This window comes from Streptomyces toxytricini (genome assembly GCF_014649915.1).
Classification (GTDB): Bacteria; Actinomycetota; Actinomycetes; order Streptomycetales; family Streptomycetaceae; genus Streptomyces; species Streptomyces toxytricini.
This window is the reverse complement of record NZ_BMTY01000013.1, coordinates 109,774-133,137: the sequence shown is the minus strand read 5'-3', so window position 1 is coordinate 133,137 and position 23,364 is coordinate 109,774. Positions and strand designations below refer to the sequence as shown.

Here is a 23,364-nt window from a genome sequence, read left to right as displayed (position 1 = left end):
GAGAGTGACGGACACTCCGCTAGGGTGCCGTGCCCAACCGAAGCCGGGCCGGACCAGGGGAGCGAGCGGCGTGAGCGAGAAACCTTTCACCGGGGGCCACGGGGCCGATCCCGACCCCCGCCCGTACGGGCCGTCCGCGTACGCCGACCCGGCCGCCCACACCGCCGCGACCGGCACCGCGCTCGACCCGTACGGGTTCCCGCCCGCCGGCACCGCGCCGCACCCCGGCGCCGACCCGGCCGACCCGTACCCCCACCCCGCCGACCCGGCCGCCGCCGCCCCGCACGCCCCCGACCGGGCCGTCCCCGCCCCCCGCGCGCCCGGCGGGCGCCGCGCCGGCCACCGCCGCAGACCCGCCGAGCCCCCCGGCACCCCCGGCACCGGACGGCGCCGCCGCCCGCCGACCCCCGCCGCCACCCCGCCCGCGGCCCCCTCAGCCGGCCCCGCCGCCTGGCGGCGGATCATCCCGCAGGCCCTCGTCGTCGCCTTCCTCGCCGGCGGCACCACCGCCTTCGTCGCCGCCGACAAGGCCGTACGCCTCACCGTCGACGGCCGCTCCCGCACCCTGCACACCTTCGCCGGCGACGTCGGCGAACTCCTCGCCGCCGAAGGCCTCGGCGTCGGCGCCCACGACCTCGTCGCCCCCGCCCGCACCGCCGCCCTCGGCGACGGCGACGAGATCACCGTCCGCTACGGCCGCCCCGTACGCCTCACCCTCGACGGGCGCAGCAGCCAGGTGTGGACCACCGCCCGCACCGTCGAAGCCGCCCTGCGCCAACTCGGCGTCCGCGTCGAAGGCGCCCACCTGTCCGTCCCCCGCACCGCCGCCGTGCCCCGCTCCGGCCTCGACCTCGCCGTCCGCACCGAACGCAGCGTCACCTTCCTCGCCGACGGCGGCGAGACCACCGTCCGCACCAACGCCGCCACCGTCCGCGAGGCCCTCGGCCAGGCCGGCATCACCCTCGCCGGACAGGACACCACCTCCGTCCCGCCCGAGTCCTTCCCCCGCGACGGGCAGACCGTCACCGTGCTCCGCATCACCGGCACCCGCGAGGTCCGCGAGGAGCACATCCCCTTCGAGACCGAGCGCATCCGGGACGCCGACCTCTTCGCCGGCACCGAAGTCGTCGAACGGGCCGGCCGCCCCGGAGCCCGCCGCGTCACCTACGCCCTGCGCACCGTCAACGGCGTCGCGCAGAAGCCCCGCCGCGTCACCGAGGAGACCGTCCGCGAACCCGTCACCCAGGTCGTCCGCGTCGGCACCAGGCCCCTGCCCGCCTCCGTCGCCGGAGCCGAGGGCCTGAACTGGGCGGCCCTCGCCCAGTGCGAGTCCGGCGGCCGCCCCGACGCCACCGACCCCTCCGGCACGTACGGCGGCCTGTACCAGTTCGACGTCCGCACCTGGCAGGGCCTCGGCGGCAGCGGCCGCCCCCAGGACGCCACCAGCGGCGAGCAGACCTACCGGGCCAAGAAGCTGTACGTGCAGCGGGGGGCGAGTCCGTGGCCCCACTGCGGCCGTAGGCTTTACCGGTGAGCACCGCAGAGCAGCAGCCCGACAGAACCAGCGACGCCCTCCTCGGCGCGGCCGACATCCGCGAACTCGCGGCCGCGCTCGGCGTGCGCCCGACGAAGCAGAAGGGCCAGAACTTCGTCATCGACGCCAACACGGTGCGCCGCATCGTGCGCACCGCCGACGTCCGGCCCGACGACGTCGTCGTCGAGGTCGGCCCCGGCCTCGGCTCGCTGACGCTGGCGCTGCTCGAAGCCGCCGACCGGGTCACCGCCGTCGAGATCGACGACGTCCTCGCCGCGGCGCTGCCCGCCACCATCGAGGCCCGCATGCCGGACCGCAAGGACCGCTTCGCCCTCGTCCACTCCGACGCCCTGCTCGTCGAGGAGCTCCCCGGCCCCCCGCCCACCGCGCTCGTCGCGAACCTGCCCTACAACGTGGCCGTACCCGTGCTGCTGACCATGCTGGAGCGCTTCCCCAGCATCCGGCGGACCCTCGTCATGGTCCAGTCGGAGGTCGCCGACCGGCTCGCCGCCAAGCCCGGCAGCAAGGTGTACGGCGTCCCCTCCGTCAAGGCGAACTGGTACGCCGAGGTCAAGCGGGCCGGCGCCATCGGCCGCAACGTCTTCTGGCCCGCGCCGAACGTCGACTCCGGGCTCGTCTCCCTCGTCCGGCGGGCCGAGCCGATCCCGACCGCCGCGAGCCGGACCGAGGTCTTCGCCGTCGTCGACGCCGCGTTCGCCCAGCGCCGCAAGACCCTCCGCGCCGCGCTCGCCGGCTGGGCCGGCTCCGCGGCCGCCGCCGAAGCGGCCCTCACCGCCGCCGGGATCTCCCCGCAGGCCCGCGGCGAGTCCCTTACCGTCGAGGAGTTCGCCGCGATCGCCGAGCACAAGCCCGCCGCAGCCGAGAGGCCCGCCCTGTGAGCACCGCGCCCGCCGCAGGCGGCGTCACCGTACGCGTCCCCGCCAAGGTCAACGTCCGGCTCGCGGTCGGCGCCGCCCGGCCCGACGGCTTCCACGACCTCGCCAACGTCTTCCTCGCCGTCTCCCTGTACGACGAGGTCACCGCCACCCCCGCCGACACCCTGACGGTGACCTGCTCCGGGCCCGACTCCGACCAGGTGCCCCTGGACCGGACGAACCTCGCCGCCCGCGCGGCCGAGCTCCTCGCCGCCCGCAGCGGACGCCCCGGCGGGGCAGCCGTCCACCTCCACATCGCGAAGAACATCCCCGTCGCCGGCGGCATGGCCGGCGGCAGCGCCGACGGGGCCGGCGCGCTCCTCGCCTGCGACCGGCTGTGGGGACTCGACACACCCGTCGCCGAGCTGCTCGGGATGTGCGCGGAGCTCGGCAGCGACGTCCCGTTCAGCCTGCTCGGCGGGGCCGCCCTCGGCACGGGCCGGGGCGAGCTGCTGACCCCCCTCGACGCCGGCTCCTTCCACTGGGTGTTCGCCGTCGCCGACGGCGGACTGTCCACCCCGGCCGTCTTCCGCGAGTTCGACCGGCTCACCGCGGGCCGTGAGATCCCCGAGCCGCAGGCCTCCCCGGCGCTGCTGGCCGCCCTCGCCTCAGGCGACCCCGACGCGCTGGCCGGCGCGCTGGCCAACGACCTCCAGCCGGCCGCGCTGTCGCTGCGCCCGGAGCTGGAGAGGACCCTGGCCGCCGGGACCGCGGCCGGGGCGCTGGCCGGGATCGTCTCCGGCTCCGGACCGACCACCGCGTTCCTCGTCCGGGACGCGGAGGCCGCCGCGAAGGTCGCCGCCGCCCTGGAGGCGTCCGGCACCTGCCGCACGACGCGGATCGCCACCAGCCCGACCGCGGGGGCCACCCGCATCTGACCCGGCCGCCCGGCCCGGCCCGGCTCCCAGCCGGCCGGGCCGGGGTACCCAGGCACGGGATGAGTACGCGCACTCTGGCGGGCGGCCCGCCGCGGCCGCGACCGTGGGCGCATGGAAACCACCGCCCGCCGGCTCGCCGACGCCACCCCCGCCACGCGCGACCGGTACGTCGACCTGCTCCGCGTCGCCTCCCTCGGCACCGTCGTCCTCGGCCACTGGCTGATGGCCGCCGTCACCGCCGAAGGGATGGGCAACCTCCTCGCGGTCGTCCCAGGGCTCCAGGGGCTCACCTGGGTCCTCCAGGTCATGCCGGTGTTCTTCTTCGTCGGCGGCTTCTCCCACGCCCTGTCCCACCGCTCCCTGGAGCGCCGGGCCGGCGGCGCCCCCGTCTACGCCGCCTTCCTGCGGGCCCGGCTGCGCCGCCTGCTGCGGCCGACGCTCGCCTTCGTCCTCGTCTGGACCGCCGCCGCCCTCGCCGTCCAGGCCGCCGGGCACGGCGGCGGCCCGCTGACCGGGGCTGCGCTGCGGATCGTCACCCAGCCGCTGTGGTTCATCGGGATCTACCTGGCGATGGTCGCCCTGACCCCGCCGCTGCTGCGGCTGCACCACCGGTGGGGGTGGGGGGCCTTCGCCGCGCTCGCCGGCGCGGCCGCCGCCGTCGACGTGCTCCGCTTCGCGGCCGGGGTGCCGTACGCGGAGTTCCTGAACTTCGCCTTCGTCTGGCTCGCCGTGCACCAGCTGGGCTTCCTGCGCGCCGACGGCCGCCTGCGCCGCCCAGCCGTGCTCGCCGCCGCCGGCCTCGCCGGCGCCGCGCTGCTGGTCGCGTACGGGCCGTACCCGCTGTCCATGGTCGGGATGCCCGGCGAGAAGGTGTCCAACATGGCTCCGCCCACCGCGGCCCTGCTCTGCCACGGGCTGTGGCTCGTCGGAGCCGTCCAGCTGCTGCAGCGGCCCGCCGAGCGGCTGCTGGCCCGGCCCCGCGCCTGGCGGGCCGTCGTCGCAGCGAACGGCATCGCCATGACCGCCTTCCTGTGGCACCTCACCGCGATGCTCGGCGTGTACGCCGCCCAGCTCGCGCTCGGCGTACGGCTCCCCGAGCCCGCCTCGGCGGCCTGGTGGGCGCAGGTCCCGCTGCGGCTGGCCGCGGCCGCCGCCGTGACCGGGCTGCTCGTCGCCGTCTTCCGGCGCTTCGAGTCCCCCGCCGCCCCGGCCGACGCCGGGGCCCCGGCCGCCGGGTCGGGGCCGCGGGCCGCCGCCGGCACCGTCCTGTGCCTGTTCGGCGTCCTCGGGCTGTCGACGACCGGACTCGGCGGCCTCCTGGAGGGCCACACGGCGACCCTCGTCGCCCTGCCCGTCACCGCGCCCGCCGCGCTCGCGATGGCACTCGGCGGGTGGCTCCTGGTGGAACGTTCGGGCACTTCGCGGAGCGTTAGGCTGAGGGGCTGATCCCCATCCCTTCCCTGGAGCGCGTCTGATGGCCGTCAACTTGGTCAATGTCGAGGCAGTCGGCAAGGTGTACGGCACCCGTGCCCTGCTGGACGGCGTCTCCCTCGGCGTCTCCGAGGGGGACCGGATCGGCGTCGTGGGCCGCAACGGCGACGGCAAGACCACCCTCATCCGCATCCTGGCCCGCCTGGAGGAGCCCGACACCGGGCGCGTCACCCAGAGCGGCGGCCTGCGCATGGGCATCCTCACCCAGCACGACTCCCTCGACCCGGCCGCGACGATCCGCCACGAGATCATCGGCGACATGGCCGACCACGAGTGGGCCGGCAACGCCAAGGTCCGCGACATCATCACCGGCCTGTTCGGCAGCCTGGACCTGCCCGGCTTCACCCACGGCCTCGACACGGTCATCGGCCCGCTCTCCGGCGGCGAGCGCCGCCGCATCGCCCTCGCCAAGCTCCTCATCGACGAACAGGACCTGATCGTCCTCGACGAGCCCACCAACCACCTCGACGTCGAGGGCATCTCCTGGCTCGCCGGCCACCTGCGCGAGCGCCGCTCCGCCCTGGTGTGCGTCACCCACGACCGCTGGTTCCTCGACCAGGTCTGCACCCGCATGTGGGACGTCCAGCGCGGCTCCGTCTTCGAGTACGAGGGCGGCTACAGCGACTACGTCTTCGCCCGCGCCGAGCGCGAGCGCATCGCCGCCACCGAAGAGGCCAAGCGGCAGAACCTGATGCGCAAGGAGCTGGCCTGGCTGCGCCGCGGCGCCCCCGCCCGCACCTCCAAGCCGCGCTTCCGCATCGAGGCGGCGAACGCCCTCATCGCGGACGTGCCGCCGCCCCGCGACACCTCCGAGCTGATGCGCTTCGCCAACGCCCGCCTCGGCAGGACCGTCTTCGACCTCGAGGACGTCACCGTCCAGGCCGGCCCCAAGACCCTGCTCAAGCACCTCACCTGGCACCTGGGCCCCGGCGACCGCATCGGCCTCGTCGGCGTCAACGGAGCCGGCAAGACCTCGCTGCTGCGCGCCCTCGCCGAGGCCGCCCGCACCCAGGGCGACGTCCAGCCCGCGGCCGGAACCGTCACCGTCGGCAAGACGGTCCGGCTGGCCTACCTGTCGCAGGAGGTCGGCGAACTCGACCCGTCGCTGCGCGTCCTGGAGGCCGTGCAGCGCGTACGGGACCGCGTCGACCTCGGCAAGGGCCGCGAGATGACGGCGGGTCAGCTGTGCGAGCAGTTCGGCTTCACCAAGGAGAAGCAGTGGACGCCCGTCGGCGACCTCTCCGGCGGCGAGCGCCGCCGCCTGCAGATCCTGCGCCTGCTGATGGACGAGCCGAACGTCCTCTTCCTCGACGAGCCCACCAACGACCTGGACATCGAGACCCTGACCCAGCTGGAGGACCTCCTCGACGGCTGGCCCGGCTCGATGATCGTCATCTCCCACGACCGGTTCTTCATCGAGCGCACCACCGACACCGTGATGGCGCTGCTCGGCGACGGGGCGCTGCGGATGCTGCCGCGCGGCGTCGACGAGTACCTGGAGCGCCGGCAGCGGATGGTCGAGGCGGCCGCCCCGGCGCCCGCCCCGGCCCCCGCGAAGTCGGCGTCCGCCGGCGACGCCAGGGCCGCGAAGAAGGAGCTGCAGAAGATCGAGCGGCAGCTCAACAAGATGGCCGACCGCGAGACGAGCCTGCACGCCAAGATCGCCGAGAACGCCACCGACTTCGAGCAGGTGGCCAAGCTCGACGCGGAGCTGCGCGAACTCATCTCCGAGCGGGACGAGTTGGAGATGCGCTGGCTGGAGCTGGCCGAGGAGGCCTGACACGGGCCCGGCGGGGGGCCGCCGAACGGTCGGATAACGGCGCTGTCACGGGCCGGTCCGCCCTTGGGAACAGGGGTGCGACCGGCCGGTTGGCGCAATCGCGTCAGTGGTAGAAAGGTGATCCCCCCGATCGCCCGACGCCGAAGGTACGCGCTGATGACCGAGCCGCCCCAGCCGCCGAACCAGCCGCCCGCGCCGTCCGGTTACAGCCACCTGCCCGGCCCGCCCCAGCCCGGCTACGGGACGCCCCCGCAGGGCGCCAACCCCTACGCCCAGCCGCCGACGCAGCCGATGGCGCAGCCCGGCTACGGCTACCCGCCGCCCGTTCCGCCCGCCCCCGGCGCCCCGCAGGGCCCGGTCCCCGGCGGCCCGCGCGGCCGCCGCACGGCCGTCATCGCCGCGGCCGCCGCGGCCGGCGTGCTCCTCGCCGGCGCCGGCGCGTTCTTCGTGTTCGCCGGGGACGGCGGCGACGACCCCAAGCCCGCCGCGCAGAGCGCGCCGCCCGCCGCCCCGCAGCCGACCGGCACCCCGGACAAGGGCGACGGCAGCGGCAACGGCTCCGGCGCGGCCGAGGACCTCAACGCCGGGCGCAAGCAGGGCGAGGACAAGGCCCTCTGGCTGAAGACCGTCAAGATCGACGGCCCCGGCTCGGGCGTGGACTCCGGCGGCCAGTGGGTCGTCGGCGACACCGTCGTCAAGAGCATCTGGAAGGATCTCGTCGCCTACGGGGCCTCGGACGGCAAGGAGAAGTGGAAGCTCTCCTTCCCGACGCAGATCTGCTCCGTCACCCGCCAGACCACCGCAGACGCCAAGACCGTCGTCATGTACAAGGACGGCGAGTCCGAGAGCGCCGTCTGCAACCAGATGCGGCTCGTCGACCTCAAGGCGGGCAAGGAGGGCTGGTCCAAGGAGGTGCCCAAGGAGGGCCTCTTCGACATCATGACCAGCCCCACCCTCGGCATCGCCGGCGACACCGTCGCCGTCAGCCGCAGCGGCACCGCCAGCGCCTTCAGGATCAGCACCGGCGACAAGCTGTTCGGCAGCGACGGCGCCGAGGGCTGCAAGCCCGGCGCGTACGTCGCCCACCGCACCAAGATGATCGCCATCGCGACCTGCTACGACGACAACCTCACCACCGAGGTCTCCGACGCCGACCCGGTCACCGGCAAGAAGACCTGGACCTACCGGCTCCCCGCCAAGCACAAGGTCACCAGCGTCCACTCCCTCGACCCCGTCATCCTCGACGTCGGCAACGAGGAGAAGAAGGAGCGCGCCATCGTCGTCCTCGGACCCGACGGCAAGCAGCGCACCACCGTCAGCGGCGAGGGCACCTTCGAAACCGAGTGCACCAACGGCCTCTTCCGGTCCGTCGAGGTCTGCGAGACCTCCGTCGTCGACCAGAACACCCTCTACATGCCGACCTCGCCCGGAATCGGCAAGGCCAACGAGATCGTCGCCTTCGACCTCGCCACCGGCAAGGCCAAGTGGCGCACCCCCGCGGGCGACGGCCGCACCCTCACCCCGATCCGCGCCGAGAACGGCCAGCTGATCGCCTACCGCCGGGCCACCCCCGACCAGGGCGGCGAGGTCGTCGCCTTCCCCGCCGCCGGCGGCAACCCCACCGCGCTGCTGCGCAGCCCGTCGGGCACCGCGGCACCGGTCGAGGCCGCCTTCTACAAGCCGAAGATCGACTACGTCGGCGGCCGCCTCTACCTCTCCACCGCGCTCCTGCGCGCCCAGGGCACGGACGAGAAGCTCCTGATGGTCTTCGGCAAGTGAACGTGTCCCCGAGCCGCCCACCGAGAGGCAGTAGCAACCGATGAGTACCCCGCCGCCCCCCAACCAGCCGCCCGCCGGCGGCTTCGGAGCGCCGACGGACCCGCCGCCCGGAGGCTTCGGCGCACCCCCGCCGACCCAGCCGGCCATGCAGCCGCCCGTCCCGCAGCAGCCGCCCGCACCGCCGGCCGCGCCGCCCGCACCGCCGGCCGGCGCCCCGCAGCAGCCGCCCGCCCCGCAGCAGCCGCCGACCGTCCCGCAGCAGGCGCCGGCGCAGCCCGCGTACGGCTACCCCCAGCAGGGCTACGGCTACCCGCAGCAGGGCGCCCCCGGCGGCCCGGCCGCCCCCAACCCGTACGGCGCGCCCACGGCCCCCATGCAGGCGGCCCAGCCGCTGCCGGGCACCCCGCAGGGCCCCTCGGGCGGCGACAAGCGCACCCAGCTCATGATCGTCGGCGCGGCCGCGCTGGCCATCGTCCTCATCGTGGCCGGCGGCTTCTGGTACGCCTCAGGCAGCGGCGACGACGGCGAGCCCCAGGCCGGCCCGAGCGCGAGCACCGGCGCCGCCCCGGCCGGCACGCCCGGCTCCGAGAAGGCGCCCGCCAACCCCAAGGCCCGGGTGCTCTACAACCACCCGAGCCCGGCCCCCGAGGAGAGCACCTCCGTCAAGGGCTCCTGGCTGACCGACAGCGTGTACGCGAAGTCGGACATCGGCAAGATCGTCGGCTACAACCTCGTCGACGGCGGCAAGAAGTGGGAGCTGCCCCTCCCCGGCGAGATCTGCGGCGCCACCAAGCACGTCAGCGACAACAAGACGGCGTTCCTCTTCCGCGCGAGCCAGCCCACGCCGGAGGTGAAGTACCCGCCGTGCACCGAGGTCGGCGTCCTCGACCTCACCTCGGGCAAGCTCCTCTGGTCCGGCAACGCCAAGGGCAGCGCCACCGGCGACCGGCCCGCGAACTTCGACGAAGTCACCATCAGCGGCAACACCGTCGCCGCGGCCGGCACCAGCGGCGGCGCCGCCTGGAACCTCGCCGACGGCAAGTCCCTGTGGACCCCCAAGGCCGACGCCGAGGGCTGCTACGACTCCGGCTACGCCGGCGGCGAGGCCCTCGCCGTCATCCGCAAGTGCGGCCGCTCCCCGAACCAGACCCTCCAGGCCCAGACCCTGGACCCGGCCACGGGCGCGCCCACGTCCTCGTACAAGCTGTCCGACGGCATCGAGTGGGCCTCGATCATCTCCACCAAGCCCCTCGTCGTCGCCGCCGACGTCGGCAAGACCGCCAAGAACGCCACCGGCATCAGCGACCTCTTCGTCGTCGACCCCAAGGGCGAGCTGAAGTCGCGCATCTCCCTGGCCTCCGGCAACTTCGGCGGCAAGTGCCGCAGCACCGAGGTCGAGATGTGCTCCAACATCGTCGTCGGCAACGGCAAGGTCTACCTGCCCTCGATCGAGCACCAGGGCCAGGACAGCAGCCGCACCAACGAGCTGCTCTCCTTCGAGCTGGAGACCGGAAAGCAGACCACCGACCGCTCCGACGCCGGCGAGCGCTACACCATGTACCCGCTCCGCATGGACGGGTCGAACATCATCGCCTACAAGGCCGGCCCCTACGACAAGGGCGGCCAGGTCGTCTCCATCGACGGCACGACGATGAAGCAGACCCTCCTGATGGAGACGCCCGGCGACCGGGCCGCCAAGAAGGCCGAGATCGCCTTCTCCCCCGAGTTCTCCGAGTTCCGCTACCACAACGGCAAGCTCTTCATGTCCCGCACCAGCGCGCGGAAGAGCTCGATCTCCGGCGGCGACCCGGACTACCTCTTCGTGTCCTACACCGCCAGCTGACCCCCGGCCGTCCCCACGGCCGCACGGAGCCCCCGGAAGGTCCGCCTTTCCGGGGGCTTTCGCGCGGTAACCGCCGCGCGCCGTCGAACAAGCGTGTAGCTTGCCGGGGCATAAGGGGAGGGGGCGGGAGCCCGATGGGCGTACGGGTCATGGTGGTCGACGAGCACCGGCTGCTGGCCGAGGCGCTCGCCTCGGCCCTGAAGCTGCGCGGGCACCGCGTGCTCGCCGCGGCGGCGCCGGCCTCCGGTGCGGCCGAACTCGTCATCAGCCGGGCGCCGGAGGTCTGCCTGCTGGGGACGGCCTCCCCGGCCGAGCCCGGCGTCTTCGAGCCCGTCGTCCGCATCAGGCGCGAGCGGCCGCAGATCGCGGTGGTGGTGCTCGGGCCGGTGCCCAGCCCGCGCGGCATCGCCGCCGCCTTCGCCGCCGGCGCCTGCGGGTACGTACGCCACGACGAGCGCATCGAGGGAGTCGAGCGGGCCCTGGCCAAGGCCCGGGCCGGCGAGCCCGCCGTCTCCCCGCAGCTGCTCCAGGGCGCGTTCGCGGAGCTGCTGAACCCGGCCGCCCCGCCCGACGACGAGGGCAGCCGGCTGCTCAGGCTGCTCACCCCCCGCGAGATCGAGGTCCTGGTGCGGGTCGCGGAGGGCGAGGACACCCGCCTCATCGCCGCCGGCATGGAGATCGCCCCGAGCACCGCCCGCACCCACGTCCAGCGGGTGCTGATGAAACTCGGCGTCGGCTCCCGCCTGGAGGCGGCCGCGCTCGCCGCCCGGACCGGCCTGCTGGACCGGGCGGCACTGCCCGGACAGGCCCCCGATTTCCCCGGACGCCCGTAATCCGGTAAGCCAGAGGGCGGCAGCACGAGCACGCACCGCGCGTGCGTTCCCCCGCGAGAGGTAGTAGGCGAGTGAGTAAGTACCTGGTCACCGGCGGTGCCGGTTACGTCGGCAGCGTCGTCGCGGCCCACCTGCTGGAAGCGGGCCACGAGGTGACCGTCCTCGACGACCTCTCCACCGGCTTCCGCGAGGGCGTCCCGGCCGGCGCCGCGTTCATCGAGGGCCGCATCCAGGACGCCGCCCGCCACCTGGACCCCTCCTACGAGGCGGTGCTGCACTTCGCGGCCTCCTCCCAGGTCGGCGAGTCCGTCACGAACCCGGGCAAGTACTGGGAGAACAACGTCGGCGGCTCCCTCGCCCTGCTCGCGGCCATGCGCGGGGCCGGCGTCCGCAAGCTGGTCTTCTCCTCGACGGCCGCCACCTACGGCGAGCCGACCGAGCCTCTGCTCACCGAGGAGTCCCCCACCAAGCCGACCAACCCCTACGGCGCCACCAAGCTCGCCGTCGACCACATGATCACCGGCGAGTGCGCGGCCCACGGCGTCGCGGCGGTCTCGCTGCGGTACTTCAACGTCGCGGGCGCCTACAAGGAGTTCGGCGAGCGCCACGACCCCGAGACCCACCTGATCCCGCTCGTGCTCCAGGTCGCGCTGGGCGAACGGGAGGCGATCTCGGTGTTCGGCGAGGACTACCCCACCGCGGACGGCACCTGCGTGCGCGACTACATCCACGTCGCCGACCTGGCGGAGGCCCACCTCGCGGCGCTCGGCGCGGCCGTCCCCGGCGAGCACCTGATCTGCAACCTGGGCAACGGCAACGGCTTCTCGGTCCGCGAGGTCGTCGAGGCCGTCCGCAAGGTCACCGGCAAGGACATCCCGGAGGTCCTCGCGCCGCGCCGCGCCGGCGACCCGGCCGTCCTCGTCGCCTCCGCGGAGAACGCCCGCGCCCGGCTCGGCTGGACGCCGTCCCGGCCGGACCTCGCCGGAATCATCGGGGACGCCTGGGAGTTCACGCGCGCCCTGCGCGGCGTCTGACCGCCCCCGCCGCGCTTTCCGCGCCCCCGGCACCCTCGCGGTGCCGGGGGCGCGGCGCGTCCGGGGCACCGGTGCCGGGGAGCGCGCGGGGGAGTCGGCGCGCCGTGGAGCGGTGCGGTGCGCTGGCGCCCGGCGCGCGCACGCCGGGGTGGCATGCCCCCCGTGCACCTGCCCGCGGCACGTCCGGGCGGACGCCGGCGGCCCCCGCCTCCGAGACCGGTGAAATCCCGCCATGGAAGCGCCGGTTCGAGGCGGCGCCCTCCGGAAATCGCTCGGAAAACTTCTGCTATTCGGCCAACTGCCGCCCCCCGCCCGCTCTACGCTGATGCGTGACGCCGGTGGGGGCCGGTGTTGATTCAGGGGTCGAGACGCGCCGGGTACGGCGTCCGGTCCGGGGTAATGCAGAGGTGTCTCGGCGGCGGCCGCGGCGCCCGCGGATCGCCCGGTCCTGACGCCGTACCCGCCGCCGTCCGTTCCCCGACCCTTGGGGGTTTTGTGGTTCGCATCCGAGTTCTCGTGGTCGACGACCACCGCATCTTCGCCGAATCGCTCGCCGCGGCACTCGCCGCCGAGCCCGACGTCGACGTGTCCGCCGCCGGCAGCGGCCCGGCCGCGCTGCGCTGCCTGGAGCGGGCCGTCGCGGAGGGGCGCCGGTTCGACGTGCTCCTGGTGGACGCCGACCTCGGCACCGCCGCCGGCGGCGTGCCCGCCCAGCGCGAGGCGGGCACCGCCGCGGGGCAGGCGCCGCACACGGCGGACGGCATCGCGCTGGTCGCGGGCGTACGGGCGGCCCATCCGGCCGTGCGCACCGTCGTCCTCGCCGAGCGCGACGACCCGCGCCGGGCCGCGTTCGCCCTGCAGGCGGGCGCGTCGGGCTGGGTGGCGAAGGACTGCTCGCTCTCCCGGCTGCTCGCCGTCGTACGGGGCGTGCTGCGGGAGGAGACGCACCTGCCGCCCGCGCTGCTGACCGGGGTGCTGCGGGAGCTGACCGCGGCGCGCAAGCACCGCAGCGACAGCGAGCGGCTCGTCGAGTCGCTGACGCCGCGCGAGCACGAGGTGCTGCGGTGCATGGTGGCCGGGCTGGGCCGCAAGGACGTCGCCGCCCGGCTGTTCCTGTCCCCGCACACCGTCCGCACGCACATGCAGAACGTGCTGGGCAAGCTGGGCGTGCACTCCACGCTGGCGGCCGTGGCGCTGGCCCGGCGGGCGGGGGTGCGGCCGGCCGACCTAGCCGGGGATGTTGTCGAACGGAGCGGTCAACTGGCGTAGCAGGGCCGCCAGGTCGGCGCGCTGGGCCTGCGAGAGGCGGGCCAGGATGGCCCGCTCCTGGGCCAGCAGCCCCGCGAGGGCCTCGTCCGCGCGGTCGCGGCCCTCGGGGGTGAGGCGGACCAGGACGCCGCGCCGGTCGCTGGGGTCGGGCAGGCGCTCCACGAGGCCCTTCTTGGCGAGCCGGTCGATGCGGTTCGTCATGGTGCCCGAGGTGACCAGGGTCTGGGTCAGGAGCTGGCCGGGGGAGAGCTGGTAGGGGGAGCCGGCACGCCGCAGCGACGTGAGGACGTCGAACTCCCAGGGCTCCAGGCCGTGCTCGGAGAAGGCCAGCCTGCGGGCGCGGTCGAGGTGGCGGGCGAGCCGGCTCACGCGGCTCAGCACTTCGAGCGGTTCCACGTCGAGGTCAGGGCGCTCCCGACGCCATGCCGCGACCAATCGGTCGACCTCGTCCTCCATGCCGATCAGTGTAAGGGGTCTGTCGATGTGAAGTCTCTTGAATGCGAGAGTCTCGGACGGGTATATCTTGATGTGGTTATTCTTGATGTCGAGATATATTCGCGGGCGGTGCTGGGCATGGACGGGGCCGAGGCGCTTCCGCTTCCGCCCGCGCACCCAGCAAGGAGGCTCGAACATGCATTCCGACGTCGACCCCGCTGCACGGACCCGCACGGCCGCCCCGCCCACCGCCCCCGGATGGGACCCCCAGCAGTACCTGCGCCACTCAGGACACCGCACCCGCCCCTTTCTCGACCTCCTGGCCCGCATACCCGCCCTCCCCAGCCGGCCCGCCCGCATCGCCGACCTCGGCTGCGGCCCGGGCAACGTCACCGCCCTCCTCGCCGACCGCTGGCCCGACGCCCGCATCACCGGCTTCGACCTCTCGCCCGACATGCTCGCCCGCGCCGAAGCCGACCACGCAGGCCCCACCCCCGGCGGCGGCACCCTCGACTTCCGCCGCGCCGACATCGCCGACTGGCTCCCCGACGACACCTACGACCTGATCACCTCCAACGCCGCCCTCCAATGGGTCCCCGCCCACCCCGGCTCCTTCGCCGCCTGGATCGCCGCCCTCCGCCCCGGCGGCACCTTCGCCTTCCAGGTCCCCGGCAACCACACGGCCCCCAGCCACGCCCTCCTCGCAGCCCTCTGCGAAAGCCCCCGCTGGCGCGACCGCCTCGCCGGCCACGGCTCCCGCTACGTCCACGTCCTCGACCCCGCCGAGTACCTCGACCGCCTCACCGAACTCGGCTGCACCGCCGACACCTGGGAAACCACCTACCACCAGCTGCTGACCGGCCCCGACCCCGTCCTCGACTGGGTCAAGGGAACCGCCCTGCGCCCCGTCCTCACCGCCCTCGGCGACGACCGCGACGCAGCCGAAACCTTTCTCGCCGAATACCGCGACCTGCTCCGCGAGGCCTATCCCCCCGGCCCCCGCGGCACCGTCTTCCCCTTCCGGCGGATCTTCGCCGTCGCCGTCAAGGAGGACTGACCGCAGCACCCGTACGACGACGCCCCGCCGCCGCGGCAGTCCGCGGCGGCGGGGCGTCCCGCCCGGGCCCACCGGCCCGGCCCCCTCGTCAGCTCTTGCGGTGGCCCACCAGCCGCGGCTTGGACTCCAGACCGTCCAGCCCGTGCCACGCCAGGTTCACCAGGTGCGCCGCGACCTCCGCCTTCTTCGGCTTGCGCACGTCCAGCCACCACTGCCCCGTCAGCGCGACCATCCCCACCAGCGCCTGCGCGTACAGCGGCGCCAGCTTCGGATCGAACCCCCGCGCCTTGAACTCAAGCCCCAGGATGTCCTCCACCTGCGTGGCGATGTCGCTGATCAGCGACGCGAACGTCCCCGTCGACTGCGCCACCGGCGAATCCCGCACCAGGATCCGGAACCCGTCCGTATACGTCTCGATGTAGTCCAGCAGCGCGAACGCCGCCTGCTCCAGCAGCTCCCGCGGATGCCCCGCGGTCAGCGCCCCCGTCACCATGTCCAGCAACTGGCGCATCTCCCGGTCCACGACGACCGCGTACAGGCCCTCCTTGCCGCCGAAGTGCTCGTACACCACCGGCTTGGACACCCCCGCCTTCGCGGCGATCTCCTCCACCGACGTGCCCTCGAAACCTTTCTCCGCGAACAGGGCACGGCCGATGTCCAGCAGTTGCTGGCGCCGCTCGGCGCCCGTCATCCGGACCCGGCGGCCCCGCCGGGGCTTGTCGCTGCTGGAAATGCTGCCGTCGATCGCCACGCCCCCCATCATGCCGGGTTCGCCGCGTTTTCCCTGCGCCGGGAGTCGATCCGCGCCCCGGACGGCCACCGCACGTCCGTCGCCCACCCCGCCAGCTCGAACCAGCGGATCAGCCGCGCACTGGAGTCGATCTGCCCCCGCAGCACCCCGTGCCGCGCCGACGTCGGGTCGGCGTGGTGCAGGTTGTGCCAGGACTCACCGCACGACAGCACCGCCAGCCACCACACGTTCCCCGACCGGTCCCGCGAACGGAACGGCCGCTTCCCCACCGCGTGGCAGATCGAATTGATCGACCACGTCACGTGGTGCAACAGCGCCACCCGCACCAGCGACCCCCAGAAGAACGCCGTGAACGCCCCCCACCACGACATCGTCACCAGACCGCCCACCAGCGGCGGCAGCGCCAGCGACAGCACCGTCCACCCCACGAACCCCCGCGAGATCCCCCGGATCACCGGATCCTTCACCAGATCCGGCGCGTACTTCCGCTGGTCCGTCTGCTCCTCGTCGAACAGCCACCCCATGTGCGCCCAGCACAGCCCCTTCAACAGCGCCGGCACCGACTCCCCGTACCGCCACGGCGAATGCGGGTCCCCCTCGTGGTCCGAGAACCTGTGGTGCTTGCGGTGGTCCGCCACCCACCGCACCAGCGGCCCCTCCACCGCCATCGACCCCACCACGGCCAGCGCGATCCGCAGCGGCCGCTTCGCCTTGAAGGACCCGTGCGTGAAATGGCGGTGGAAGCCGATCGTGATCCCGTGGCACGTCAGGAAGTACATGAACACCATCAGCCCCAGGTCCAGCCAGCTCACCCCCCACCCCCAGGCCAGCGGCACGGCGGCCAGCAGCGCCGCGAACGGAACGACGATGAAGAACAGCAGCGCGACCTGCTCGACGGAGCGCTTGCTCTCGCCGCCCAGCGTCGCGGACTCGGGTGGGACGGAAGGGGAAGGCACCGACGCGCCTTCGACGAGATCGGGACTGGTGGTCATGGTGGCCCCTGGAGGATGAGGAGAAGGCCCGCACCCTACGGATGCGTAACCTACGGCGACGTAAGTATTGCAAAGCCCGGCCCGGCAACAAGGGGAGCCGCGGTCGACCGCGCCTACCCGCCGAACCCCCCGCAACACACCCGCCCCACCCCGCCGCGCCACCCCCCGCCCGCCTGATGAGACGTTTACCGAGGCACGAGGCACGGACACCTATCCTGGTGTCGTCGGACAGCGCGGTCCGCACGGGCAGCCGAGCTGCGCACCAGGACGGCGGTACCCCTCGGACGCGTCCGGGACGGTCACCCCGCGCGCACGCCGGAGCCCACCTCCCCGTAGCGCTCGACCACTGCAAGGAGCCGCACCCGTGAGCAGTGCCGACCAGGCCTCCTCCGCCCCCACCCCGGGCCGGGCCCCGTCCCCCGCCGTCGCCGCCGCCAACGCGGAACTCCGCGCGGACATCCGCCGCCTCGGCGAACTCCTCGGCGAAACCCTCGTCCGCCAGGAAGGCCGGGACCTCCTCGACCTCGTCGAGCGCGTCCGCGCCCTCACCCGCACCGACGGGGAGGCAGCCGCCGCCCTCCTCGGCGACACCGACCTGGAGACCGCCGCCAAGCTGGTGCGCGCCTTCTCCACCTACTTCCACCTCGCGAACGTCACCGAGCAGGTCCACCGCGGCCGCGAACTGCGCGCCCACCGCGCCGCCGAAGGCGGCCTCCTGGCCCGCACCGCCGACATGCTGAAGGACGCCGACCCCGACCACCTGCGCGAAACGGTCCGCAACCTCAACGTCCGCCCCGTCTTCACCGCACACCCCACCGAGGCCGCCCGCCGCAGCGTCCTCAACAAGCTCCGCCGCATCGCGACCCTCCTGGAGGAGCCCGCCACCGGCGCCGGCGACCGCCGCCGCCAGGACCTCCGCCTCGCCGAGAACATCGACCTCGTCTGGCAGACCGACGAGCTCCGCGTCGTCCGCCCCGAGCCCGCCGACGAGGCCCGCAACGCCATCTACTACCTCGACGAACTCCACGCCGGCGCCGTCGGCGACGTCCTGGAGGACCTCGCCGCCGAACTCCAGCGCGTCGGCGTCGAACTGCCCCCCGGCACCCGCCCCCTCACCTTCGGCACCTGGATCGGCGGCGACCGCGACGGCAACCCCAACGTCACCCCCGACGTCACCCGCGACGTCCTGATCCTCCAGCACGAACACGGCATCACCGACGCCCTGGAACTCATCGACTACCTGCGCGGCCTGCTCTCCAACTCCATCCGCTACACCGGCGCCACCGAGGAGCTCCTCTCCTCCCTCCAGGCCGACCTCGAACGCCTCCCCGAGATCAGCCCCCGCTACAAGCGCCTCAACGCCGAAGAGCCCTACCGCCTCAAGGCCACCTGCATCCGGCAGAAGCTCCTCAACACCCGCGAGCGCCTCGCCAAGGGCACCCCCCACGAGGAAGGCCGCGACTACCTCGGCACCGCCGAGCTCCTCACCGACCTCACCCTCATCCAGACCTCCCTGCGCGAACACCGCGGCGCCCTCTTCGCCGACGGCCGCATGGACCGCACCATCCGCACCCTCGCCGCGTTCGGCCTCCAGCTCGCCACCATGGACGTCCGCGAACACGCCGACGCCCACCACCACGCCCTCGGCCAGCTGTTCGACCGCCTCGGCGAGGAATCCTGGCGCTACGCCGACATGCCCCGCGAGTACCGGCAGAAGCTCCTCGCGAAGGAACTCCGCTCCCGCCGCCCCCTCGCCCCCACCCCCGCCCCCCTCGACGCCGCCGGAGAGAAGACCCTCGGCGTCTTCCTCGCCGTCAAGGACGCCTTCGAGAAGTTCGGACCCGAGGTCATCGAGTCCTACATCATCTCCATGTGCCAGGGCGCCGACGACGTCTTCGCCGCCGCCGTCCTCGCCCGCGAGGCCGGCCTCCTCGACCTCCACGCCGGCTGGGCCAAGATCGGCATCGTGCCGCTGCTGGAGACCACCGACGAACTCCGCGCCGCCGACGTCATCCTCGACGACATGCTCGCCGACCCCTCCTACCGCCGCCTCGTCTCCCTCCGCGGCGACGTCCAGGAGGTCATGCTCGGCTACTCCGACTCCTCCAAGTTCGGCGGCATCACCACCAGCCAGTGGGAAATCCACCGCGCCCAGCGCCGCCTCCGCGACGTCGCCCACCGCCACGGCGTCCGCCTGCGCCTCTTCCACGGCCGCGGCGGCACCGTCGGCCGCGGCGGCGGCCCCTCCCACGACGCGATCCTCGCCCAGCCGTGGGGCACCCTCGAAGGCGAGATCAAGGTCACCGAGCAGGGCGAGGTCATCTCCGACAAGTACCTCGTCCCGTCCCTGGCCCGCGAGAACCTCGAACTCACCGTCGCGGCCACCCTGCAGGCCTCCGCCCTGCACACCGCCCCCCGCCAGTCCGACGAGTCCCTCGCCCGCTGGGACGCCGCCATGGACATCGTCTCCGACGCCGCGCACGCCGCCTACCGCGCACTCGTCGAAGACCCCGACCTCCCCGCCTACTTCTTCGCCTCCACCCCCGTCGACCAGCTCGCCGACCTCCACCTCGGCTCCCGGCCCTCCCGCCGCCCCGACTCCGGCGCCGGCCTCGACGGCCTCCGCGCCATCCCCTGGGTCTTCGGCTGGACCCAGTCCCGGCAGATCGTCCCCGGCTGGTACGGCGTCGGCTCCGGCCTCAAGGCCCTCCGAGAGGCCGGCCAGGAGGACGCCCTCACCGAGATGGGCGAACGCTGGCACTTCTTCCGCAACTTCCTGTCCAACGTCGAGATGACCCTCGCCAAGACCGACCTGCGGATCGCCCGCCACTACGTCGACACCCTCGTCCCCGACGACCTCAAGCACGTCTTCGACCGCATCCGCGCCGAACACGAGCTGACCGTCCGCGAAGTCCTGCGCATCACCGGAGGCGAGGAACTCCTCGACTCCCAGCCCGTCCTCCAGCAGACCTTCGCCGTCCGCGACGCCTACCTCGACCCCATCTCCTACCTCCAGGTCTCCCTCCTGGCCCGCCAGCGCGCCGCCGCCGCCCGCGGCGAAGCACCCGACCCGCTGCTGTCCCGGGCCCTGCTCCTCACCGTCAACGGCGTCGCCGCCGGCCTGCGCAACACCGGCTGACCCGCCGCCCGCCCGGAACACGACGGGGCCCCCGCACCGACCACGGTGCGGGGGCCCCGCCGCATCACCGCGGGCACCCGGCCCCCGGCTCACGAGGACTCAGCCCTCGGCACCCGCCCTGCGGCGGCGCACCACCAGGAACGCGCCCGCGCCGACCAGCGCGGCCGCCATGCCCGCGATCAGCCCGACCGGGGCGTCCGAGCCGGTGCTCGCCAGACCGCCGCCCGTCGTACCGCCCGTGGCCGGAGCCGAAGCGGAGCCCGACGGGGCCGGGGAACCCGACGGCGTACCCGACGGCGTACCGGACGGCGACACCGACGACGACGCACTGGCGGACGGCGAAGCCGACGAAGACGGGCTGCTCGACGCCGACGCCGACGCCGAGGAGGACGGGCTGCCCGACGGGGACGGCGCGCCGGACGACACCGACGGCGACGGCGACACCGTCGCAGAGGACGGGCAAGTGTGCGACAGGTTGAACCACTCGACCGAGCCGCCCGTGACCTTCGCCGAAGCGGCCGTCAGCTTGGCACCCGGCTCGGACGCGACGTACGCGTGCTTGTCGGTCGGCGGGCCGAAGACCGTCACGGTCTTCTCGCCACCCGGCTCGAAGGTCACCTTCAGCTCGACGAACGTCGTCGAGTTGCCGGGCAGCACGAAGTGCCAGCCGTCCTGCGAGGACGGGATGTCCGCGCACTTCTTCTGGTTCTCGACGCCCTGGGACGTGGCCGTCAGCGGAAGCTTCTGGTGGATCGGGATCGTGTACGACCCGTCGGCGAAAGCGGGGGCGGCACCCGCGGCGAGCAGCAGGGAGGCGGCGGCGGGAACCGCGGCGACCGCCCAGCGCTTGGGGGATATGGGCATGGGGATACCTCTGGCGCATATGAGGGAAGCGTGCCGTGGGAGGTGGCGGCCCAGCATGCTGACCGCGACCCGTCCGGGTCAAGAGGCAGTCGTCAGCATTTGTACGAACCAGACGCGAGCGCGCCTTATGTCCGTAGCAACGATCAGTGGGCGGGAGCCGTGAACACCCGGCCCCCGCCCACCGCAAAACCCGTCAGACCATCAGGAGTTGTACGCGGACTGCGCCCGCTCCAACCCCTCCGTCACCAGGCACTCCACCGCATCCGCGGCCCGGTCCACGAACCAGTCCAGCTCCTTGCGCTCAGTGGAGGAGAAGTCCTTCAGCACGAAATCCGCGACCTGCATCCGGCCCGGCGGCCGCCCGATGCCGCACCGCACCCGGTGGTAGTCCGGGCCCAGCGACTTCGTCATCGACTTCAGCCCGTTGTGCCCGTTGTCGCCGCCGCCCACCTTCAGCCGCAGCGTCGCGTAGTCGATGTCCAGCTCGTCGTGGACCGCCACGATCCGGTCCACCGGCACCTTGTAGAAGTCCCGCAGGGCCGTCACCGGCCCGCCCGACAGGTTCATGAAGGACATCGGCTTCGCCAGCACCACCCGCCGGTTCGCCGGCCCCGGAGGACCGACACGCCCCTCCACCACCTGCGCCCGCGCCTTGTGCGCCTTGAACTTCCCCCGCATCCGCTCGGCCAGCAGGTCCACCACCATGAACCCGACATTGTGGCGGTTGCCCGCATACTCCGCCCCGGGGTTCCCGAGGCCGACGATCAGCCAGGGCGCTGCGTCGTCCGACATCACTAGCTCCTCAACATGGACGACCGCCGTCCTGCTCCAGTGGAGCCGGACGGCGGTCGGGTGCGCAACCGGTGCGACGGGAAAAGGGGGAGGCTCAGGCCTCCGCGCCCTCGCCCTCGGCCTCGGCGGCCGGCTCCTCGGCCTGAGCCGCGACGACCTGCAGGACGACCGCGTCCGCGTCCGTCACCAGGGACACGCCGGACGGCAGGGTGACGTCCTTCGCCAGGACGGACGCGCCGGCCTCCAGGCCCTCGACCGACACGGTCAGCGCCTCGGGCAGGTGGGTGGCCTCGGCCTCGACCGACACGGAGGCGAGGACGTGCTCCAGCAGGTTGCCGCCGGCGGCCAGGTCACCCTCGGTGTGGACCGGAACCTCGACCGTGACCTTCTCGCCCTTCTTGACCGCGAGGAAGTCCACGTGGTCGACGGTGCGCTTGATCGGGTCCTTCTGGACGGCCTTCGGGATGACCAGCTCGGTGCCGTCGCCCGCGATGTCCAGGGAGATCAGGACGTTCGGGGTCTTCAGCGCCATGGTCAGCGCGTGACCCTCGACCGCCACGTGCTTCGGGGCCTCGCCGTGGCCGTAGATGACCGCGGGGATCTGCTTGTTGCGGCGGGTGGCACGGGCGGCGCCCTTGCCGAAGACGGTGCGGAGCTCAGCGGAAAGCTTGACCTCGGACATGTTCACTCCTCGTGGGGTGACGGAACGGACAACGGTCACCCGGCCACGAAACGGCCTGCTACGAAGAGCGCGTCGATAACGGAGCACCCGCACACAAGTGCGGCCTCCCTCGCCGAGCAACCCTGAGAGTCTACCCGGCGCGGAGGCCGCACCCAAAAGGATCTCCCCCAGGGCGCCGGCCACCACGGCCGACGCCCCCGGGGCGTCCCGCTCCTGCTCTACTGCTGCTCTTCGAACAGGCTCGTCACCGAACCGTCCTCGAACACCTCGCGGACCGCACGCGCGATCGTCGGCGCGATCGACAGCACCGTGATCTTGTCCAGCTCCAGGTCCGAGGGATCCGGCAGCGTGTTCGTGAACACGAACTCGCTCACCTTCGAGTTCTTCAGACGGTCCGCCGCCGGCCCCGACAGGATGCCGTGCGTCGCCGTCACGATCACGTCCTCCGCACCGTGCGCGAACAGCGCCTCGGCCGCCGCGCAGATCGTGCCACCCGTGTCGATCATGTCGTCGACCAGGACGCACACCCGGCCCTTGACCTCGCCGACCACCTCGTGGACCGTCACCTGGTTGGCGACGTCCTTGTCACGCCGCTTGTGCACGATCGCCAGCGGGGCGTCCAGACGGTCGCACCAGCGGTCCGCCACCCGCACGCGGCCGGCATCCGGAGAGACGATCGTCAGCTTCGTGCGGTCCACCTTGGCACCCACGTAGTCCGCCAGGACCGGCAGCGCCGACAGGTGGTCGACCGGGCCGTCGAAGAAGCCCTGGATCTGGTCCGTGTGCAGGTCCACCGTCAGGATGCGGTCCGCACCCGCCGTCTTCAGCAGGTCCGCGACCAGACGCGCCGAGATCGGCTCGCGGCCCTTGTGCTTCTTGTCCTGGCGGGCGTACCCGTACGACGGGATGATCACCGTGATGGAACGGGCCGACGCGCGCTTCAGCGCGTCCAGCATGATCAGCTGCTCCATGATCCACTTGTTGATCGGAGCCGTGTGGCTCTGGATCAGGAAGCAGTCCGCACCACGCGCCGACTCCTGGAAGCGGACGTAGATCTCACCGTTGGCGAAGTCGAAAGCCTTGGTCGGCACGAGCTGGACGCCCAGCTGGTGCGCAACCTCCTCGGCCAGCTCGGGGTGGGCGCGGCCGGAGAAGAGCATCAGCTTCTTCTCGCCGGTCGTCTTGATCCCGGTCACAGCACAGTCTCCTCAGACGTGTTGAAAGCTGCTCGCCCCCATGTGCGTCCGTCCCGCACACGGTGAGCCAGCCGAATTGC

General features: G+C 73.3%; 19 protein-coding genes. 12 read left to right on the top strand and 7 right to left on the bottom strand.

What is annotated here, in order from left to right; all coding sequences use genetic code 11:
- The first annotated feature begins 70 nt into the window (after positions 1-70).
- The 10 genes from IE170_RS18140 to IE170_RS18095 all read left to right on the top strand — a co-directional run bounded on the left by IE170_RS18140 (position 71) and on the right by IE170_RS18095 (position 13,376).
- On the top strand, positions 71-1,534 hold the full coding sequence (locus IE170_RS18140; RefSeq protein ID WP_189810432.1) for a resuscitation-promoting factor: 1,464 nt from the start codon (positions 71-73) through the stop codon (positions 1,532-1,534).
- Entirely contained in the window at positions 1,531-2,433 is a 903-nt protein-coding gene (rsmA, locus tag IE170_RS18135; RefSeq protein WP_189810431.1) for a 16S rRNA (adenine(1518)-N(6)/adenine(1519)-N(6))-dimethyltransferase RsmA, read from the top strand. Before IE170_RS18140 ends, rsmA begins: the two co-directional genes overlap by 4 nt.
- Entirely contained in the window at positions 2,430-3,347 is a 918-nt protein-coding gene (locus IE170_RS18130) for a 4-(cytidine 5'-diphospho)-2-C-methyl-D-erythritol kinase (protein WP_189810430.1), read from the top strand. Before rsmA ends, IE170_RS18130 begins: the two co-directional genes overlap by 4 nt.
- Before the next feature lie 111 nt (positions 3,348-3,458).
- Positions 3,459-4,793, top strand: coding sequence for an acyltransferase family protein (locus tag IE170_RS18125; RefSeq protein WP_189810429.1), 1,335 nt, complete (start codon positions 3,459-3,461; stop codon positions 4,791-4,793).
- Positions 4,794-4,821: 28 nt separating this feature from the next.
- Positions 4,822-6,618 carry an ABC-F family ATP-binding cassette domain-containing protein gene (locus tag IE170_RS18120; RefSeq protein ID WP_189810428.1) on the top strand — a complete coding sequence of 599 codons (1,797 nt, stop codon included), beginning with the start codon at positions 4,822-4,824 and terminating at the stop codon, positions 6,616-6,618.
- 156 nt (positions 6,619-6,774) lie between these two features.
- A complete protein-coding gene (locus IE170_RS18115; RefSeq protein ID WP_189810427.1) occupies positions 6,775-8,397 on the top strand; it encodes an outer membrane protein assembly factor BamB family protein in 1,623 nt (540 codons plus the stop codon).
- A 40-nt stretch (positions 8,398-8,437) separates the two neighbouring features.
- Positions 8,438-10,240: an outer membrane protein assembly factor BamB family protein gene (locus IE170_RS18110; protein WP_189810426.1), complete on the top strand. Its 1,803-nt coding sequence runs from the start codon at positions 8,438-8,440 to the stop codon at positions 10,238-10,240.
- Positions 10,241-10,374: 134 nt separating this feature from the next.
- Positions 10,375-11,073 (top strand): response regulator transcription factor, encoded by a 699-nt coding sequence (locus tag IE170_RS18105; protein ID WP_189810425.1) that lies wholly within the window; start codon positions 10,375-10,377, stop codon positions 11,071-11,073.
- 71 nt (positions 11,074-11,144) lie between these two features.
- On the top strand, positions 11,145-12,107 hold the full coding sequence (galE, locus tag IE170_RS18100) for a UDP-glucose 4-epimerase GalE (protein ID WP_189810424.1): 963 nt from the start codon (positions 11,145-11,147) through the stop codon (positions 12,105-12,107).
- Between the two features lie 495 nt (positions 12,108-12,602).
- Positions 12,603-13,376 carry a response regulator transcription factor gene (locus tag IE170_RS18095; protein ID WP_189810423.1) on the top strand — a complete coding sequence of 258 codons (774 nt, stop codon included), beginning with the start codon at positions 12,603-12,605 and terminating at the stop codon, positions 13,374-13,376.
- Here the strand turns inward: IE170_RS18095 and IE170_RS18090 are convergent.
- On the bottom strand, positions 13,335-13,832 hold the full coding sequence (locus IE170_RS18090) for a MarR family winged helix-turn-helix transcriptional regulator (protein WP_189810422.1): 498 nt from the start codon (positions 13,830-13,832) through the stop codon (positions 13,335-13,337). The two genes, IE170_RS18095 and IE170_RS18090, sit on opposite strands and share 42 nt — an antisense overlap.
- Before the next feature lie 175 nt (positions 13,833-14,007).
- Here IE170_RS18090 and IE170_RS18085 point away from each other — a divergent pair, with 175 nt between their 5' ends.
- Complete coding sequence (locus tag IE170_RS18085; protein ID WP_189810421.1) at positions 14,008-14,868, top strand: trans-aconitate 2-methyltransferase; 861 nt, start codon at positions 14,008-14,010, stop codon at positions 14,866-14,868.
- A gap of 88 nt (positions 14,869-14,956) precedes the next feature.
- Here IE170_RS18085 and IE170_RS18080 read toward each other — a convergent pair whose 3' ends face one another.
- Positions 14,957-15,631, bottom strand: coding sequence for a TetR/AcrR family transcriptional regulator (locus tag IE170_RS18080; RefSeq protein WP_114057854.1), 675 nt, complete (start codon positions 15,629-15,631; stop codon positions 14,957-14,959).
- A complete protein-coding gene (locus IE170_RS18075) occupies positions 15,628-16,611 on the bottom strand; it encodes an acyl-CoA desaturase (protein ID WP_189810420.1) in 984 nt (327 codons plus the stop codon). Before IE170_RS18075 ends, IE170_RS18080 begins: the two co-directional genes overlap by 4 nt.
- Before the next feature lie 457 nt (positions 16,612-17,068).
- Here IE170_RS18075 and ppc point away from each other — a divergent pair, with 457 nt between their 5' ends.
- Positions 17,069-19,750 (top strand): phosphoenolpyruvate carboxylase, encoded by a 2,682-nt coding sequence (gene ppc / locus IE170_RS18070; protein WP_189810522.1) that lies wholly within the window; start codon positions 17,069-17,071, stop codon positions 19,748-19,750.
- A 99-nt stretch (positions 19,751-19,849) separates the two neighbouring features.
- Here the strand turns inward: ppc and IE170_RS18065 are convergent, their stop codons facing one another.
- The 4 genes from IE170_RS18065 to IE170_RS18050 all read right to left on the bottom strand — a co-directional run bounded on the left by IE170_RS18065 (position 19,850) and on the right by IE170_RS18050 (position 23,284).
- A complete protein-coding gene (locus tag IE170_RS18065; protein WP_189810419.1) occupies positions 19,850-20,614 on the bottom strand; it encodes an LAVTG motif-containing sortase-dependent surface protein in 765 nt (254 codons plus the stop codon).
- Between the two features lie 201 nt (positions 20,615-20,815).
- Positions 20,816-21,406, bottom strand: a complete 591-nt coding sequence (gene pth / locus IE170_RS18060) for an aminoacyl-tRNA hydrolase (RefSeq protein WP_189810418.1) — start codon at positions 21,404-21,406, stop codon at positions 20,816-20,818.
- A gap of 94 nt (positions 21,407-21,500) precedes the next feature.
- The gene (locus tag IE170_RS18055; protein ID WP_189810417.1) at positions 21,501-22,088 is read right to left on the bottom strand and encodes a 50S ribosomal protein L25/general stress protein Ctc; all 588 of its coding nucleotides are present in this window, start codon (positions 22,086-22,088) and stop codon (positions 21,501-21,503) included.
- Between the two features lie 218 nt (positions 22,089-22,306).
- On the bottom strand, positions 22,307-23,284 hold the full coding sequence (locus tag IE170_RS18050; protein ID WP_125546207.1) for a ribose-phosphate diphosphokinase: 978 nt from the start codon (positions 23,282-23,284) through the stop codon (positions 22,307-22,309).
- Positions 23,285-23,364 lie beyond the last annotated feature (80 nt).

What these genes read in the sequence shown, in the direction of transcription:
- pth (WP_189810418.1), bottom strand. Translation starts at nt 21,406, where the DNA reads ATGTCGGACGACGCAGCGCCCTGGCTGATCGTCGGCCTCGGGAACCCC.
- IE170_RS18080 (WP_114057854.1), bottom strand. Translation starts at nt 15,631, where the DNA reads ATGATGGGGGGCGTGGCGATCGACGGCAGCATTTCCAGCAGCGACAAG.
- IE170_RS18085 (WP_189810421.1), top strand. Translation starts at nt 14,008, where the DNA reads ATGCATTCCGACGTCGACCCCGCTGCACGGACCCGCACGGCCGCCCCG.
- IE170_RS18105 (WP_189810425.1), top strand. Translation starts at nt 10,375, where the DNA reads ATGGGCGTACGGGTCATGGTGGTCGACGAGCACCGGCTGCTGGCCGAG.
- IE170_RS18055 (WP_189810417.1), bottom strand. Translation starts at nt 22,088, where the DNA reads ATGTCCGAGGTCAAGCTTTCCGCTGAGCTCCGCACCGTCTTCGGCAAG.
- IE170_RS18120 (WP_189810428.1), top strand. Translation starts at nt 4,822, where the DNA reads ATGGCCGTCAACTTGGTCAATGTCGAGGCAGTCGGCAAGGTGTACGGC.
- IE170_RS18065 (WP_189810419.1), bottom strand. Translation starts at nt 20,614, where the DNA reads ATGCCCATATCCCCCAAGCGCTGGGCGGTCGCCGCGGTTCCCGCCGCC.
- IE170_RS18125 (WP_189810429.1), top strand. Translation starts at nt 3,459, where the DNA reads ATGGAAACCACCGCCCGCCGGCTCGCCGACGCCACCCCCGCCACGCGC.
- IE170_RS18090 (WP_189810422.1), bottom strand. Translation starts at nt 13,832, where the DNA reads ATGGAGGACGAGGTCGACCGATTGGTCGCGGCATGGCGTCGGGAGCGC.
- IE170_RS18115 (WP_189810427.1), top strand. Translation starts at nt 6,775, where the DNA reads ATGACCGAGCCGCCCCAGCCGCCGAACCAGCCGCCCGCGCCGTCCGGT.
- IE170_RS18075 (WP_189810420.1), bottom strand. Translation starts at nt 16,611, where the DNA reads ATGACCACCAGTCCCGATCTCGTCGAAGGCGCGTCGGTGCCTTCCCCT.
- IE170_RS18110 (WP_189810426.1), top strand. Translation starts at nt 8,438, where the DNA reads ATGAGTACCCCGCCGCCCCCCAACCAGCCGCCCGCCGGCGGCTTCGGA.